This window comes from Chitinophaga hostae, from assembly GCF_018224885.1.
Taxonomy (GTDB): Bacteria; Bacteroidota; Bacteroidia; order Chitinophagales; family Chitinophagaceae; genus Chitinophaga; species Chitinophaga hostae.
This window is the reverse complement of sequence record NZ_JAGTXB010000007.1, coordinates 289,363-306,278: the sequence shown is the minus strand read 5'-3', so window position 1 is coordinate 306,278 and position 16,916 is coordinate 289,363. Positions and strand designations below refer to the sequence as shown.

The following is a 16,916-nucleotide window of genomic DNA, read 5'->3' as shown; positions in this document are numbered from 1 at the left end:
AAAGCAGTTATGAAACCTAACATAAATAAGTACCTTATTATACTCGCCATAGCAGCGGCAGGTATGACTTCCTGTAATAAACAACTGGAAGAATACAATCCGGGCGGCACTACTACAGATGCTGTTTACACCACGCCGGAAGGGTTTGAAACCCTGGTGAATGCAGCGTATACCTATAACCGTTGGTGGTACGGAAAAGAAGAAGGATACAGCATCGCGGAAATGGGAACGGATATCTGGACCAGTGGCACCGGCGACAAATATCCCGACATTACCAATTATAACAACCTGCAGGCCAGCAACACTGTTATGAGCGGGCTCTGGAAACAGTTGTATGCGGCTATCAATCTTTGTAATACAGGTATCGCCCGCATCGGTAAAGCAGGGCTTACCGCCGACAAACAAAAAACGCGCAATGCCGAGCTGCATTTCCTTCGGGCGTTTTATTACTGGCATATCGTAGAAACCTGGGGACCGGTACATTTTACGCTGGAAGAAACCTCCGGTGTTATCACCACCGCGAACCGCACGCCGGTGGATACGTTCTACGCACAAATTTTCCGTGACCTGGATGTGGCTGTAAATGACCTTCCCGTTACCACCGGTGATTATGGGAGGGTTACAAAACCCGCTGCAGAGGCTTTCCTGGCAAGGATGTATCTCACCCGTGGCAAAAATCAGCAGGCTGCAGACCTGGCAGATAAAGTAATTAACAGCTACGGCTATACGTTATTGCCAAAGTATGCAGACCTGTGGCGCATGGATAACCTGCAGAACAAAGAAGTGATCTGGGCTGTAAACTATATGAAGAACCTGGTATTTGATGACCGCACAGACGCCACGCTTTTCCCCAATGGGCATTCCCGTGGCGCCAACAACGGTCACCTGATGTTTGCTATGAAGTACGACGATCTCCCGGGTATGCAACGCGATATTGCTAATCAGCGTCCGTTTAACCGCTATATGCCAACCTTGTTCCTGTTAAACTTGTTTGATGAAAAGGCAGATGCCCGCTACGGCGCCTCTTTTAAACAAGTATGGTACTGCAATAACCTGAAAACGGCGCCGGCAGGGATGAAGCTTGGCGATACCGCGGTGCTTTGCAGCAAATATGTTTTACCGGCTACCACGAAATACCGCGTGTACGACCGGAATACGGTGTATACCGCAGCAGGTGGCGGAAACGATCGTACGCACTATGTATCGTTGCAGAAATTTGACGACCCCACACGGGCATCCATGAACGAAGAACAAAGCGCCCGCGACGCATTTATTATAAGACTCGCAGAGATGTACCTCATTGCCGGCGAAGCGCAATTTAAACTGGGCAATGCATCCAAAGCGGCAGACTATATCAATGTGATCCGTAAACGCGCGGCCATTCCCGGGCAGGAAACGGCGATGGAGATAAGAGCCACTGACATCAACCTGGATTTTATCCTCGATGAAAGGGCCCGGGAGCTGGCAGGCGAACAATTACGCTGGTTTGATCTGAAACGTACCGGTAAACTGGGAGAAAGGATTGCGCTCCATAATCCGGATGCCAGCCAGTATTTCCAATCGTACCACAATGTACGGCCCATCCCGCAGGACCAGATAGATGCCGTAAGCAACAAAGGAGAGTTTAAGCAGAACGATAAATATAACTAATGAGATATTTACAGCTATTACTGTTATCATTATTGGGACTGGCGCCAGCCGGTCCCAAACCCGCTATATCCCTGATCGGTGATTCCACGATGGCCGACAAACCATTGGCCGGCAACCCGGAAAGAGGCTGGGGACAGCTGCTCCCGCAATTTTTTGAGCCTGGCACCGTGATAAAAAATTATGCCGTTAACGGTCGCAGTACCAAAAGCTTTATCGATGAACATCGTTGGGATAGTGTATTGGCGCAATTACATGCCGGCGACTGGGTGATGATCCAGTTTGGTCATAACGATGCCAAAATAACCGACAGTACCCGCTATGCCGCACCGCAGGGCGCTTATAAAACAAACCTGGAACGTTTTGTGAAAGAAGCCCGCGCCAAAGGCGCCCACCCGGTACTTATTACCCCCGTAGCGCGGCGTAAGTTTGTGAATGGTATTTTAGAAGATACCCATGGCGAATACCCGACCGTAGTAAGAGCCGTGGCGGCGTCCATGCAGGTACCGTTACTGGATCTGCAAAAAAGCAGCGCGGCATTGCTTGCGCAGGAAGGAGATACCGCTTCCGTGAAAATGTTCAAAACTATACCGCCAGGACACTATAACTCTTTGCCCGAGGGCGTTACAGACAATACTCATTTTAACGGTTACGGCGCTGCGAAGATGGCTGCTTTGATTGCCCGCGATATCAGGGACAAACAATTACCCCTGGCCGCCTGGCTGAAGAAAACGCCTTTTGAAGGAAAGTATGCTTATGAACTGCCACTGGTATATGAACCGCATTTTAGAAACGATACCTTCAATATCCTGGCCTTTGGTGCTAAAGCAGATGGTATTACCCTGAACAGTAAAAGTATTAATGAGGCTATTACCACCTGCAGCAATAAAGGGGGCGGCGTAGTGCTGATCCCCCGCGGACTGTGGCTTACAGGGCCGCTGGTATTAAAGAGCAATGTAAATCTTCATCTCGCCGCCAACGCCGTATTACAGTTTACTACCGACTTTGATCAATACCCGTTGATCAATACTACCTATGAGGGACTGGCGGCGGTTCGTTGTCAGCCGCCCGTATCAGGCAATAACCTGGAAAATATAGCCATTACCGGTAGTGGCATCCTTGATGGCGGTGGTGATGCATGGCGTATTGTAAAGAAAGCAAAACTCACCGCTACGCAATGGGAGAAACTCCTGGCCTCCGGCGGGCTGCTGGGGGAAGACAGCGTTACCTGGTATCCATCGAAGCAATCGTACCTGGGGTCCAAAACTCCGCAGGCAGGCGTCATTACGCCGGGAAGCCAGCCTGCAGACTATGCGGCTATCAAGGATTTTCTTCGCCCGAATATGATCAGTATTTCTTCCTGTAAAAATGTATTGCTGGAAGGCGTTACGTTCCAGAATTCTCCCGCCTGGTGTTTGCATCCGCTGCTTTGCGAAAACATTACGCTGCGTGGTATTTACGCGAAAAATCCCTGGTATGCACAAAATGGAGACGGCGTAGACCTGGAATCATGCAGCAATGCACAGATCCTCGACTGCACTTTTGATGTAGGGGATGATGGCATCTGTATAAAATCGGGCAGGGATGAGCAGGGTCGAAAACGCGGCAAACCCACAGAGAATGTGATTGTACACAATTGTACGGTATATCATGCGCATGGCGGTTTTGTAATAGGCAGTGAAATGTCTGGCGGCGCCCGTAATATTTATGTGTCGGATTGTTCCTTCCTGGGCACCGATATCGGGTTGCGTTTTAAAACCGCCCGTGGCCGTGGCGGGGTAGTGGAAAATATTTATGCGGCAGATATCAACATGAAAGATATCCCGGGAGAAGCCATCCTGTTCGATATGTACTATGCCGCCAAGGATCCTGTGCCGTTGCTGGGGGAAAAGAGGGCAGCACCCAAGGTGGAGCTGTTGCCGGTAACAGCGGCCACGCCCCGGTTCCGTAATTTTTATATTAACAACATTGTGTGTGATGGCGCAAAGAAGGCTGTTTTCATCCGCGGTTTACCGGAGATGCCTGTCAGCAATATTTTTCTGCGCAACCTTGTCATGAAAGCGGAAGAAGGCATCAGCTGTATGGAAGCAAATAATGTGCATTTTCAAAATGCATACCTCGTTACCTCCTCCGGTTTACCGGTGATGCAAACACGCAATGTCAAAGATATTATACGCGATAGCTGCCGTTATCGTGATACCCGTAACAAATCAACGGAAGACCATGCATTTTAAAAAGACCTTACTTATTACCGGGCTGTTTGCGATCAACGCTCTTAGCGCCCGGGCGCAGACCGGCGCTGCCGGTATGGCCGCCACCGTTATGCGGATATGGAAAGACTCGCTGACAATGCAACCCGGCACGCCCGTTAAATGGAACTATGATCAGGGAGTGATCCTGGATGGATTTACCGGTTTATGGAAGCGGACCGGTGATCCGCGTTACCTCCGGTATATGCAAAAGAGTATGGATTTTTTTGTGGAAGATAACGGTGATATCCGTACGTACCGGCTAATGGATTATAATATCGATAATATAAAGAACGGCCATGCGCTGCTGACGTTATATAAGGCCACCGGCAACAATAAATATAAACTGGCAGCGGCGCATTTGCGGGAGCAACTGAAAGGACAGCCGCGCACCAGCGATGGCGGCTTCTGGCATAAACAGCGATACCCCTGGCAAATGTGGCTGGATGGACTTTACATGGGAGAGCCGTTCTATGCAGCGTATGCGGCATTGTTTCATGAAGATAGCTCTTTCCGGGATATCACGCGGCAGTTCGTACTCATGGAAACACATGCGCGCGATGCCCGGACAGGATTATTGTATCATGCATGGGACGAATCGCGGCAGCAGCGTTGGGCCAATAAAGTGACCGGGCAGTCCCCCAATTTCTGGGGCCGCGCCATGGGCTGGTATGCGATGGCACTGGTAGATGCATTGGATTATTACCCGGCAGGAGATCCGGGAAAAGACAGTCTGATCGCTATTTTAAACCGCACCGCTGCAGCGGTCGGAAAATACCAGGATACCGCCACCGGCTGCTGGTTCCAGGTGCTGGATAAGGCAGGGAGTAAAGGTAATTATGTAGAGGCTTCTGCTTCCTGCATGTTCGTGTATGCGTTAGCGAAAGGCGTGCGTCTGGGTTATTTACCCGCCAGCTACCGCAAGGTGGCAGCAAAAGGATATGCCGGTATCTTACAACAGTTTATCAAAAAAAATAAGGAAGGAGATATCACCCTGGCCGGTACCGTTAGCGTAGCCGGTTTGGGCGGAGAACCTTACCGTGATGGCAGCTATGAATATTATCTCAGTGAAAAAGTGATCGACAACGATCCAAAAGGCGTAGGGGCGTACCTGTTAGCTGCCAATGAAATGGAAATGACGACAAAAAAATAAGGTATGAAATTATCAAAAAAAACACTGGCCCGGCTAAACGAAAGTGATACGCTGCAACTGCCTGTTGCAGGCTGTTTTGAGTTGCCGGAAAAAGTACTACAGTTTGGTACGGGCGTGCTGCTGAGAGGTTTGCCCGATGCTTTCATTGATAAAGCGAACAGGCAGGGGCTATTCAATGGCCGGGTTGTAGTAGTGAAATCTACCGGCAAAGGAAGTACAGGTGCCTTCGATGATCAGGATAACCTCTATACACAATGTATACGCGGCATCGAAGGCGGTCAAAAGGTAGCGATGGATATTGTGAATGGCTCCATCAGCAGGGTGTTGAATGCCGCTTCGCAATGGGAGCAGATCCTGGCATGCGCCATCAACCCTGACATGCAGATCGTGGTATCCAATACCACTGAGATCGGCATTGCCTATGTGGCGGAAAGTATATTCGCCGTACCGCCGGCATCTTTTCCTGCTAAGCTGCTGGCTTTCCTGTATAAGCGTTACCAGCATTTCAGCGGTGATCCCGGCAGGGGAATGGTGATCATTCCCACAGAACTCATACCGGATAACGGCAGCAGGCTGAAAGAAATCCTGCTGGAGTTATGTGCCTTTAACCGCCTGGATGATGCGTTTGTTGACTGGCTGCATAATAGCAACCATTACTGCAATTCGCTGGTGGACTGTATTGTACCCGGCGCTGCAGCCATGGATACCGGCTATGAGGATGAGCTGATGATCATGACGGAAGTATATCGTTTATGGGCCATTGAAACAAACAGTGAACAGGTGCGGAAGGTATTGTCTTTCAGTGAGGCAGATGCCGGCGTGGTATTATCGCCGGATATTAATGTATTCCGCGAGCTGAAGCTGCGTTTGTTGAACGGCACGCATACACTCAGTTGCGGACTGGCTTTTCTGGCCGGAATAGATACCGTGGTGGCGGCGATGAACCAGGAATCAATGGCTGCTTACATGGAAGGACTGATGATGCAGGAGATTATTCCGGCCATAACTGGTTTGCATATACGAAACGATGCGGCTGTTCGTTTTGCCGGCGCCGTACTCGACCGCTTCCGTAATCCATATATCGAACACCGCTGGTTGAGTATCTGCACACAGTATACATCCAAACTAAAGATGCGGGTGGTGCCGGTATTATTGGAGTACAACCAGCGCACGGGACAGATACCGGCACTTATTTCGCTGGGCTTTGCCGCACACCTGTTGTTTATGCGCGGCAGCGAAACATACAGTATCCAGGACGAACACGCGGGCTGGTACCAGGAGCAGTGGCAGCAATTACCGGTTGATGTACTCGTGAGAACAACATTGAGTAACAAAAACCTGTGGGGGCACGACCTCACTGCCATTCCCGGTTTTGCCGCCGTAGTAACGATTATGCTCAATGCATTATTACAGGAAGGAACGGCTGCTTACCTGGAACGGGTAGCAGCAGAAATAACCATATCATAGTTATAAGAAGATAGTCATGAAGCAGAAAGTATTAAAAGTACACCCGGACGATAATGTACTGGTGGCACTGCAGGACCTGGAAAAGGCGGAAACGGTGCAGTATAACGGAACCGTATACACGATACAGGAGCAGATCCCGGCAAAACACAAATTTGCTGCAAAAGCTTTTGATAAAGACGATGCATTGGTGATGTATGGCGTGCTGGTAGGGCGGGCGCAGCAGCACATTGCTGCCGGTAGCCGCATTGCAGTGGAAAATGTGCACCACGCCGCCAGTGGATACCAACTGGCTACCCAGCGAAGAACAGCATGGCAGCAGCCTGATATCTCCCGCTGGCAACAAAAAACATTTATGGGATACCACCGGGCCGATGGGAGCGTGGGCACCGCCAACTACTGGCTGGTAATACCATTGGTATTTTGTGAAAACCGGAATGTGGAAGTGTTGAAAGAAGCGCTGCTGTCAGAACTGGGGTATAGCCGTCCTGCTCAATACGCCGCCTTTACACGTTCGCTGGTGGCGCAACAACAGGCGGGCAAAGACCTTGCCGCCATCCTCGAAACCACCTACGCTGCAGGACCAGGTAATAACGAACAACACCGCATTTTTGAAAATGTGGATGGCATTAAATTTCTCACCCACGACGGCGGTTGCGGCGGTATCCGGCAGGATGCACAAACGCTCTGCGGCTTGCTGGCAGGATATATTACACATGCCAATGTAGCAGGTGCAACCGTGTTGAGCCTGGGTTGCCAGAATGCGCAGGTCAGCATGTTACAGGAAGAAATTAAAAAGCGGGACGCTAATTTTTCCAAGCCACTCTATATCCTGGATCAACAGCAAACAGGTGCAGAACAGGTGCTGATCACCGATGCGATTCGCAAAACATTTGCCGGCCTGGTAACCGCTAATCAATGCACCCGGCAACCGGCGCCGCTGAGCAAACTTTGCATAGGACTGGAATGCGGCGGTTCAGATGGTTTTTCAGGCATCTCCGCCAATCCGGCTATCGGCTACACCTCTGACCTGCTGGTAGCCCTGGGCGGTTCGGTGATACTGGCTGAATTCCCGGAGTTATGCGGAGTAGAACAGGAAATGAGCGACCGTTGCCGTTCCGCAGAAGACGCTACCCGCTTTATTCAGCTCATGCGCACTTACCAGCGTCGCGCAGAAGAAGCAGGCTCCGGATTTGATATGAATCCTTCTCCCGGAAATATCAAAGATGGACTCATTACTGACGCCATCAAATCGGCCGGCGCGGCCAAAAAGGGAGGTACCTCACCCGTGGCAGCCGTACTGGATTATCCGGAAAAAGTACAACAGCCAGGCCTCAACCTGTTATGCACGCCCGGTAATGATGTGGAGTCCACTACTGCAGAAGTAGGCAGCGGTGCCAATATCGTGTTGTTTACAACCGGGCTGGGAACACCCACCGGTAACCCGATTGCGCCGGTTGTCAAGTTGTCCAGCAATACAAAGCTCTATCAGCGCATGCAGGATATTATTGATATCAACACCGGTACCATTATAGATGGAGAAGAAACCATTGCTGCGGCAGGAGAACGTATACTCGACTACGTTATACAGGTGGCCAGCGGAACTATCACCGCTAAATCCGTGTTACACGGACAGGATGATTTTATTCCCTGGAAAAGAGGCGTGTCATTGTAATGCTTAAAATGAACGATTAATGAGAAAAAAATTCATGGATGAAAATTTTCTCCTGAATAGCGAAGCTGCGGAACGATTATATCACGATTATGCAAAGGATATGCCGGTGATCGACTACCACTGTCACCTGCCACCGGCACAGATAGCGGCGGATACCCGTTTTGATAATATCACACAGGCATGGCTATACGGAGATCATTATAAATGGCGGGCAATGCGTACCAACGGCATCCCGGAGAACTATTGCACAGGCAATAATACGGATTGGGAGAAGTTTGAAAAATGGGCAGACACCGTGCCCCATACTTTGCGCAATCCTTTGTACCATTGGACGCACCTGGAACTGCAGCGTTATTTTGGTATCTCAGAAATATTGAATCCAGCATCGGCGCCAGGTATTTACGATACCTGTAACCAGCTGCTCCAAACACCGGCATACAGCGTGCGTAACCTGCTGCGAAGCAGGAATGTGGCACTGATCTGCACCACCGACGATCCGGCAGATGACCTGCAGTATCACCGGCAAATAAAACAGGATGGTTTTGAAATACCGGTGATTCCTGCCTTCCGCCCGGATCAGGCCATGAATGTGGATCATCCGCAGGTATATCTTCAGTATCTGCAAAAACTGGAGCAGACAGCCAACCGCAACATTAACACCTACAACGACCTGCTGCTGGTTTTAAAAGAGCGTCACGACTTCTTTGCTTTACATGGTTGCAGGGTATCTGATCATGGTATTGAAGAAATATATGCGGAAGATTTTACGGAAACAACCATCCGGCAGCTCTTTCTGAAAGTACGCGGAGGTAAGGCATTGGAACCGGGGGAAATAAGACAGTTCAAATCAGCGTTGCTGCTGGAGCTGGCCCTGATGGATCATGAAAAGGGTTGGGTACAGCAATACCATCTCGGCGCCCTGCGTAATAACAATTCCCGCATGATGCGCTTGCTGGGGCCTGATACCGGTTGGGATTCCATCGGCGATTTTTCGCAGGCCCGGGCGCTGGCAAAGTTCCTCGACAGGCTGGACAGCCAGGATAAACTGGCCAAAACGATTATTTACAATCTCAACCCGGCCGACAATGAGCTCATGGCCACCATGACCGGCAATTTCAATGACGGTACTGTGGCCGGAAAAGTACAGTTTGGCGCCGCCTGGTGGTTCCTCGATCAAAAGGAAGGCATGACGCGGCAACTAAACGCGCTGTCCAATATGGGGCTTATTTCCCGCTTTGTAGGAATGCTCACCGACTCCCGCAGCTTCCTGTCGTACCCCCGCCATGAATATTTCCGGCGCCTGCTCTGCGATCTCTTCGGGGAAGAAATAGAACGGGGCGAAATCCCGGACGATATTGACCAGGTGGGAGCGATGATTCAGAACATTTGTTACGGGAATGCCAGGGCCTATTTTGGATGGGAATGAGCGCCTTCGGCGCTGGTCTTTGGGCAGGATTAAAATGATTTTGATGATTAGGATGATTTTATTTCTTTTACCAGGTAGTGCCATCGTATTGCGCTGACCTTTAGTAAAAAAAAGCGTCCTATATAAGTAAGGAATAAAATCATCCTAATCATCAAAATCATTTTAATCCTGCCCAAGACAAAGGCCGAAGGCCTTCCCCTCCGCTCCAGAAACTTTTTTTTGAGACTACTGACATAGGGTTGTCACACCCCCCCTGGTTTCTTTGTATTGTAATCAAAAAACATACAGATTTATGGAAAACAATACATTGACAGCTACCGCACCCGCTACAGAAGTTATTATCAATCGTGAACAGCTCCTGGAGCACTGGCAGGGCCATCGCAAGGTAACCCGCAGGGCAATAGAGAAGTTCCCGGCCGACCAGCTTTTCAGCTACAGCGTGGGTGGCATGCGTCCATTTTCGGAGCTTATTATGGAAATGCTGCGTATTGCCTCTTCCGGGGTACATGGCTTTGCCACAGGGGAATGGCTGCAGATGGCAGATTTGCTTAAACATACCGGGTTAACAGCACCAACCAGCAAAGAGGAATTGTTACAGTTATGGGATGTGGTGACCACGCAGATCGACGACTACTGGCCGAGGATTGCCCCGGACGGTTTTCATACAACCATGAAAGCCTTTGGCCAATATGAAGGAACTATTACCAGCCTGCTGTTCTATTTTATCGACAATGAGATTCATCACCGCGGACAGGGGTTTGTGTATCTCCGCTCTTTAGGTATTGAACCACCCTTTTTCTGGGACAGGAACTAATGCTATCTCACCGCATTAAACTTCTCCCGGTATTCAGAAGGCGTCATTCCCACTGTTTTGCGAAAGACCTTTCTGAATGCCTTGGGGTCGTTATAACCGGAATTAAAGATCACTTCCATCATTTGTTGTCCTGTTTGTTCGAGTAGTTTTTTAGCGGCTTCAATACGGGTGAGCTGCAGGTATTCGATAGGGGTCACACCGGTTACCTGCTTAAATCTTCTTACAATATTCCTGCGGCTGGAAGGAATGTCTTTGATCATTTCTTCAATGGTGGCAGCCTCCTGGTAGCTGGCTTCAATCCTTTGCTGCGCGGTGGCCACAAGGTCGTCGTGATGATTGCGGGTTGGCTGAAAAGTGCTGAAATAGGATTGTTTATCACGCCCCATATCAATGGCGAATATTTTTGCGGTTCTCACAGCGATTTCAATACCGCAATGTATTTCCAGCAAATGCAATAGCAGGTGGAAGGTCGAGGTGGCGCCACCACTGGTATAGATGCCGGCGTCGTGGGTAACGGTTTTGTCTGATAATAAATTTACCGCCGGAAATGCAGTGCTGAAATCTTTGCAGGCATCCACGTGGGTGGTCGCAATTTTTCCATCCAGCAGGCCGGAAGCACCCAATAAAAAGGCGCCGGTACAGAAGCTGGCTATCTCTGCGCCGTTTTTATACTGCTGTTTCAGCCAGGGAACGTATTCCCGGTTTGCTGTGATAGTCTGCTTCAGGTCGTCCGTAGTAAAAGAAGGTACCAATACCAGGTTAAAAGTAGTGGCAACATCTATTCCATGTGAAATGTAGTCGGGAAAAGCGGCTGCAAGATGTGCTGTTTCTGCGGTGTGTACCATGTGAATGGTAAACGGGGTTGACTGACCGTTTTTGTGGTAAATCTTATTGACGGTGTCAAGTACGTCAGTGATGGCTGCAAGGCTTAACAGCTTGTAGTGGCGCATAAGCAGGATACCTATCTGTAACATACGGTTTTCAATTTTTGGTGTTATTCTCAAACATAACGTTTTTGTCGCAAATACCCCCTAAGATTGGCTCCATCAGCATCGGTGTGTGAAGCGATTATCAGCTAACTTACAGGAAGTTTGAATACCTAAAATAAATAAAATATGGAAACTGTAAGCAACAGGATGCTCGGCATTCTCTCACTGTATGATCTGCAGACCGGCTTTTACCCAAAAGCACTGTTTGGACTTTCTGATTCAGATGCACACAAACGCCTCGATACTGCTGCCAACCATGTGGCCTGGCTGGCAGGTAGCCTGGTGCAACAGCGGTTTGATCTCGCACATTTTTTAAAGGTAGAAAAGAAATCATCCATTGGTGAGTTTTTCCAGAAAAATCAGGGCATCAAGGATGGTGTAACTTATCCGTCGCTCGATGTATATCAGAAAGACTGGGAAGTTATTACTCCCGTGTTAAGAGAAGCATTGATCAAGGCCTCCGATGAACAACTGAACAGTATCCTCGATTTCCCGGAAATGAAAATGTCGTTTCCTGTTTGGGATATGGTAACATTCTCCATTTACCGCGAAGCTAACTGTATTGGCCAGATAGCGCTGTGGAGACGGCTTTTGGGATATCCCGCTATGAGCTATATGTAAAAAAAACTCGAATGGTAGAAGTCTTTGTAACGAACGTTAAGCGGGTGGATACCGCAAAAGAAATTGTAGCGCTGTTACGCCGGAATTTTCCGGAAAGTAAAATCAATTTCGACCTGGAAGACCGCGATAAAGTACTAAGAGTAGAAGGAGAGGATTTCCAGGCGGGAAAAATAGTCATGTTGGTAAATGAAACCGGTTTTCATTGCCGGGTGATGGAAGACTAAGTATCCGGCTCCGGCGAGCCGGATACTTAATTCATAGATATGCCTTACTTTCAGGGCATGAAAGCGCAGTTTATTGAAGTGGGAACGCCTGCTGCGAAAACCATTCATATTAAAAAAATCAATACGGATTACCTGCAGTCGCCGTTTCATTTTCATGATTTATGCGAGCTGGTATGGATACAGGAAAGCCATGGCAAACGTATTGTCGGGGATCATGTTGATCATTTTCTTCCGGGCGACCTGGTACTGATGGGCCCCAACCTGCCGCATATCTGGCTGAACGATGCCTCGTTCCGCGACGCCCCGGTTAAAGGAAATGTAAAGTCTATCGTGGTCTATTTCCCGGCGAACTTTCTGCAGCAGCTATCAGAGGAAGAAGAAATCATTGCCCCCGTAAAGCGCCTGATAGAAAGAGCGGAACGGGGTGTGCGTTTTACAGGCGACACCCAGCAACAGGTAATACAGTTGCTGGCCGGCATTACCCGCCGGAAAGGGCTGGGAAAGCTGCTCGATTTTATGAGAATACTGGAGCTGCTTACCGACTCCGCCGAATTTGAATACCTGAGCAGTATACAGTTCGAAAACTCCTTTCAGCCAAAAGATACCGCCCGCATTAATGTGGTCTACCAATACCTGATGAATAATTTTCCGGGAGATACCAGCCTCGATGATGTAGCCGCACTGGCGAATATGACGCCACCGGCTTTCTGCCGTTATTTTAAGAAGCATACCGGCAAATCCCTTACCCGGTTTATCAACGAAATAAGAATAGGTCATGCCTGTAAACTATTGCTGGACGAAGATCGCAGCATAGGCGAAATTTGCTATGAAAGCGGTTACCAGAACCTCACCAACTTCAATAAATTTTTCCGGGAAATTAAAGGAGAAAACCCCAGTCAATACCGGAAATCAATGAGAACATCTACCCATAAAGCATAACCAGATTGTAATTTTATTAATATAACTAAAACGAATTTTCATCAAATCGGGTTAAAAAAGTTGCAATGTTGATTAATATAGTTGGATGAACTCCTGTACAGGAGAAATACCTTTGGAGTATTAACAGAAACAGGACAACTATGAATAGATGGAAAAATGACGATGAACTTTTTTCGCTGATCAAAGGAGAATTGTTTTCCGCGGTGGTAGGCGACGTGATGGATAAAATGGGCTTGTTCCGGCAGTTCCTGCCTCCGCAGATACAACCCCTGCACAGCGCCATGGTCGTAGCCGGACGAGCGATGACGGTGTTGGAAGCGGATATGATTTCGGGAGAACAAAGTCTGCACAATGCTACCCTGCAACAACCGTTTGGCCTGATGCTCCGGGCACTCGATGACCTGAAAAAAAATGAAGTATATATCTGTACCGGTTCTTCCCCAACCTATGCCCTCTGGGGTGAGCTGATGAGCACCCGAGCCATGAAGCTGGGAGCTGCCGGCGCCGTTGTAAACGGCTACTCCCGCGATACCCGGGGTATTTTAAAATTACAGTTCCCGACTTTTTCATATGGCCGTTATGCGCAGGACCAGGGCCCGCGTGGTAAAGTGCTCGATTTCCGTATCCCCATTGAAATGAACGGGGTAATTATACAACCGGGTGACATCGTATTGGGTGATATGGATGGCGCTTGCATTGTGCCGCAGCATGCGGAACAAGACGTGTTTCGCCTCGCCCTTGAAAAGGTACGCGGAGAAAAAATAGTGCAGCGGGAGATAGAGAACGGGATGTCGGCATCTGCTGCCTTTGAAAAGTATGGAATTATGTAGTTGTTTAAAATATGTATGGTGATAAAGAAAGTTTTATTTGCCGCCGGCCTCTTGATCAATGGATGGGCACAGGCACAAACCCCCACTGATAATTATACCATTCCCCGCCTTTCGCCCCGGCCCGTAATGGTAGCCGGTGTTACTGCCCCGTTATTGTTGCTCAATGGCAACTGGTCTTTTTCAAATGGCGCCGCAGGTAAGCCGGCCTCCATTGCAGTACCCGGCGAATGGACCATGCAGGGGTTCCGGGTAAATGAAGGCGATACTGCCATCTATCACCGTAACTTCCGGGTGCCGGACGACTGGCAGGGCAAACGGATCATGATCCGCTTTGACGGCGTAAGCTCCTGGGGTAAAGTACTGGTAAATGGAAAAGCAGTAGTAACGCATGAAGGAGGTTTTGTTCCTTTTGAAGCAGAGATCAGCAGCACCGTGAAAGCGGGTGAAAATCAGCTGGAGGTACAGGTGCAGGCCCTGACCATTTCGGATAAACTGGGATGTATTTCACAATACGCAGTGCACACGATGGGTGGCATCTTACGAAAAGTTACTTTATTTGTTTTACCGGATATTAATATCGAAAAACTAAATATTACTACGCAGTTAAGCCGGGACTATACACAGGGTTCACTGTTGGTAGATCTGGGTACCAACAGTACCAAAGGAACAATGCATTATGTACTCACGGATGCCGCCGGGAAAAAAGTGGCGGAAAAAACGATAGCTGCCGGCGCCCCGCAGGAAATACCGGTGGGCCGCGTTCAGACCTGGAACCCGGAAAAGCCCTGCCTGTATACATTGAAGGCCAGTTTGCTGGAAAACGGACAAGTATTGGAAACCATCGCTCAACAGGTAGGCTTCCGCGAAGTAAAAGTAAACGGTGGTCTTTTGCTGGTAAATGGCAAACCGGTGAAACTGCATGGCGTATGCCGTCATGATGTGCATCCCATCCTGGGCCGCAGCATTACACCGGAACTGTCGCGGCAAGATGCAGCCTTGTTTAAAAAAGGTAACTGCAATTATATCCGCACCTCCCATTATCCGCCTTCGGAAGAATTTTTGGCGGCGGCAGATGAGCTGGGATTGTTTGTGGAAAGTGAATCGGCGATCTGCTGGATAGAACACGGCGCTTCACCAATATGGAGATTATGGAATTATAAAGATGAAAAATACCTGCCCTATTTTATCCGCGCCAACGTAGAAAAAGTAAATGCGCAACGTAATCATCCGAGTATCATTATCTGGTCGCTTGCAAATGAATCGCTGTGGAGTCCTTTGTTTGCACGTGTAAATACGATCGTGAAAGCCATGGATCCTACCCGGCCCACCACCTTTCACGATCAGTGCTGGGGCGGCTATAACAACGCGGGCAGTCAGGCCGATATTGCAGTATATCATTATCCGGATAGCACCGGGCCGCGTGCTGCAGATACGATGAAACGACCGGTATTGTTTGGAGAGTACGCACATGTGTCCTGTTACAACCGGCGTGAACTGGCTACAGATCCGGGCATCAGGGCCGCTTACGGCGAGCCGCTCGCCCTGATGTATGATGCCATGTACCGTCATCCCAATTGTTTGGGAGGCGCCATATGGGCGGGGATCGATGATGACTTTCATCTTCCCGATGGCCGTATAGTGGGCTATGGTCCATGGGGGCCGCTGGATGCCTGGAGAAGGGAAAAACCGGAATTTTATGGGATGAGAAAAGCGTATGCCCCGGTAGTGGTCACTAACATCAAAACGCCGGTCGTGAAAGGTAAACAACTGCTATTGCAGGTGGAGAACCGTTTTGATTTTACCACGCTCACTAGCGCAAATATCCATTGCCAGGTAGACGGGCAGGAGAAGAAAATAAATGTGCACATAGCACCGCATGGAGAAGGTATATTAACCATTCCTGTAAACGAGGGATCGGAAGTGCAACTCACTTTTTCAGATCCTGAAGGTAACGTGGTGAACGAAGAGTTGATAACGCTGAAATCCGCTACTATGGAAGAAAAGAAAGCACCGGTGAAACTGAGCTATACACAAAATGAACAAAGCTATACCATTTACCAGGGAGATCATACTTTTGATATCAGCCGGTTAACCGGCATGATCGTTTCCGCAAAGAAAGGAGATGTTACGATCCTGTCGCAGGGACCGGTGTGGAGCGTGGTGCCGGTGAACCGTGAAGATGGCGGTAAGCCCAACGTAGCCGGAGAAACCTATCAGAATAACATCTACCCGTTAAAAAATTACCCGCTTTATACGCTCTTTGCCACTGCCTTGCAGGTGGCAGCTACCGACAGCGGTATTGTGGTAAACGAAACCGTTACCTATACTAATGCGAAAGGCAGCATCAGGTATCATTTCCGTCCCGACAATAAAGTAAGTATGGTTTATGAGATCCGGTATCATGGGGCAGATTCGCTGGCAAGACAATATGGAATGTTGTTGCAATTACCCCCTACCTTTGATCAGCTGAGCTGGAAAAGGAAAGGTGGTTTTTCCGTTTACCCGGCAGATGATATTGCACGTAATGAAGGGAAGGCTGTTCTACACGCGCAGATCACCGAAGGAGTGGAGCCCTGGAGAAAAGTGCCTGCCGGCAAATGGAAAGACGATACCAATGAGCTGGGCAGCAATGATTTCAGGGCCACCAAACAGCATATCCTGCGGGCTTCGTTGACAGATGCGGCAGGCAACGGTATTACTGTTTTGTCGGACGGTAAACAGTCGCTCCGCAGCTGGTTACAGGATGCGCATCTGCAGTTGCTGATAGCAGACTATAGTAATAACGGATCAGAACCTTTTTACAGCGCCCCATTTACCGACGCGCAGCAAAGCGTACCCAAAATTGTAAAAGGAGCGCTGGTATTTACAATAGATTAACTGATTAG

The 16,916-nt window shown here is 49.1% G+C and carries 13 protein-coding genes; 12 read left to right on the top strand and 1 reads right to left on the bottom strand.

Annotation, left to right across the window (positions count from 1 at the left end; genetic code table 11):
* The first annotated feature begins 9 nt into the window (after positions 1-9).
* From KE626_RS16915 to KE626_RS16885, 7 genes are all read left to right on the top strand, one after another.
* On the top strand, positions 10-1,650 hold the full coding sequence (locus KE626_RS16915; protein WP_211974103.1) for a RagB/SusD family nutrient uptake outer membrane protein: 1,641 nt from the start codon (positions 10-12) through the stop codon (positions 1,648-1,650).
* Positions 1,650-3,881, top strand: a complete 2,232-nt coding sequence (locus KE626_RS16910; protein WP_211974102.1) for a glycosyl hydrolase family 28 protein — start codon at positions 1,650-1,652, stop codon at positions 3,879-3,881. Before KE626_RS16915 ends, KE626_RS16910 begins: the two co-directional genes overlap by 1 nt.
* Positions 3,871-5,049, top strand: coding sequence for a glycoside hydrolase family 88/105 protein (locus tag KE626_RS16905; RefSeq protein ID WP_211974101.1), 1,179 nt, complete (start codon positions 3,871-3,873; stop codon positions 5,047-5,049). The genes KE626_RS16910 and KE626_RS16905 overlap by 11 nt, the downstream gene beginning before the upstream one ends.
* Positions 5,050-5,052: 3 nt before the next feature.
* A complete protein-coding gene (locus KE626_RS16900) occupies positions 5,053-6,516 on the top strand; it encodes a tagaturonate reductase (protein ID WP_211974100.1) in 1,464 nt (487 codons plus the stop codon).
* A gap of 16 nt (positions 6,517-6,532) precedes the next feature.
* The gene (locus KE626_RS16895) at positions 6,533-8,188 is read left to right on the top strand and encodes a UxaA family hydrolase (protein WP_211974099.1); all 1,656 of its coding nucleotides are present in this window, start codon (positions 6,533-6,535) and stop codon (positions 8,186-8,188) included.
* Positions 8,189-8,207: 19 nt separating this feature from the next.
* Positions 8,208-9,614, top strand: coding sequence for a glucuronate isomerase (gene uxaC / locus KE626_RS16890; RefSeq protein ID WP_211974098.1), 1,407 nt, complete (start codon positions 8,208-8,210; stop codon positions 9,612-9,614).
* A gap of 292 nt (positions 9,615-9,906) precedes the next feature.
* Positions 9,907-10,428: a DinB family protein gene (locus KE626_RS16885; RefSeq protein ID WP_211974097.1), complete on the top strand. Its 522-nt coding sequence runs from the start codon at positions 9,907-9,909 to the stop codon at positions 10,426-10,428.
* A gap of 2 nt (positions 10,429-10,430) precedes the next feature.
* Here the strand turns inward: KE626_RS16885 and KE626_RS16880 are convergent, their stop codons facing one another.
* On the bottom strand, positions 10,431-11,432 hold the full coding sequence (locus KE626_RS16880) for a GlxA family transcriptional regulator (protein ID WP_249207513.1): 1,002 nt from the start codon (positions 11,430-11,432) through the stop codon (positions 10,431-10,433).
* Between the two features lie 111 nt (positions 11,433-11,543).
* Here KE626_RS16880 and KE626_RS16875 point away from each other — a divergent pair, with 111 nt between their 5' ends.
* The 5 genes from KE626_RS16875 to KE626_RS16855 all read left to right on the top strand — a co-directional run bounded on the left by KE626_RS16875 (position 11,544) and on the right by KE626_RS16855 (position 16,908).
* Positions 11,544-12,038, top strand: coding sequence for a DinB family protein (locus tag KE626_RS16875; RefSeq protein ID WP_211974096.1), 495 nt, complete (start codon positions 11,544-11,546; stop codon positions 12,036-12,038).
* Between the two features lie 11 nt (positions 12,039-12,049).
* Positions 12,050-12,262, top strand: a complete 213-nt coding sequence (locus tag KE626_RS16870; protein WP_211974095.1) for a hypothetical protein — start codon at positions 12,050-12,052, stop codon at positions 12,260-12,262.
* A gap of 39 nt (positions 12,263-12,301) precedes the next feature.
* Positions 12,302-13,201, top strand: a complete 900-nt coding sequence (locus tag KE626_RS16865; RefSeq protein ID WP_211974094.1) for an AraC family transcriptional regulator — start codon at positions 12,302-12,304, stop codon at positions 13,199-13,201.
* Positions 13,202-13,341: 140 nt separating this feature from the next.
* Positions 13,342-14,031 (top strand): RraA family protein, encoded by a 690-nt coding sequence (locus KE626_RS16860; RefSeq protein WP_211974093.1) that lies wholly within the window; start codon positions 13,342-13,344, stop codon positions 14,029-14,031.
* 18 nt (positions 14,032-14,049) lie between these two features.
* Complete coding sequence (locus KE626_RS16855) at positions 14,050-16,908, top strand: glycoside hydrolase family 2 TIM barrel-domain containing protein (RefSeq protein ID WP_211974092.1); 2,859 nt, start codon at positions 14,050-14,052, stop codon at positions 16,906-16,908.
* The last annotated feature ends 8 nt before the right edge of the window (positions 16,909-16,916 follow it).

Excerpts from the sequence above, each read along its gene's own strand:
- KE626_RS16915 (WP_211974103.1), top strand. The coding sequence starts at position 10 with ATGAAACCTAACATAAATAAGTACCTTATTATACTCGCCATAGCAGCG.
- KE626_RS16910 (WP_211974102.1), top strand. The coding sequence starts at position 1,650 with ATGAGATATTTACAGCTATTACTGTTATCATTATTGGGACTGGCGCCA.
- KE626_RS16905 (WP_211974101.1), top strand. The coding sequence starts at position 3,871 with ATGCATTTTAAAAAGACCTTACTTATTACCGGGCTGTTTGCGATCAAC.
- KE626_RS16900 (WP_211974100.1), top strand. The coding sequence starts at position 5,053 with ATGAAATTATCAAAAAAAACACTGGCCCGGCTAAACGAAAGTGATACG.
- KE626_RS16895 (WP_211974099.1), top strand. The coding sequence starts at position 6,533 with ATGAAGCAGAAAGTATTAAAAGTACACCCGGACGATAATGTACTGGTG.
- uxaC (WP_211974098.1), top strand. The coding sequence starts at position 8,208 with ATGAGAAAAAAATTCATGGATGAAAATTTTCTCCTGAATAGCGAAGCT.
- KE626_RS16885 (WP_211974097.1), top strand. The coding sequence starts at position 9,907 with ATGGAAAACAATACATTGACAGCTACCGCACCCGCTACAGAAGTTATT.
- KE626_RS16875 (WP_211974096.1), top strand. The coding sequence starts at position 11,544 with ATGGAAACTGTAAGCAACAGGATGCTCGGCATTCTCTCACTGTATGAT.
- KE626_RS16870 (WP_211974095.1), top strand. The coding sequence starts at position 12,050 with ATGGTAGAAGTCTTTGTAACGAACGTTAAGCGGGTGGATACCGCAAAA.
- KE626_RS16865 (WP_211974094.1), top strand. The coding sequence starts at position 12,302 with ATGCCTTACTTTCAGGGCATGAAAGCGCAGTTTATTGAAGTGGGAACG.
- KE626_RS16860 (WP_211974093.1), top strand. The coding sequence starts at position 13,342 with ATGAATAGATGGAAAAATGACGATGAACTTTTTTCGCTGATCAAAGGA.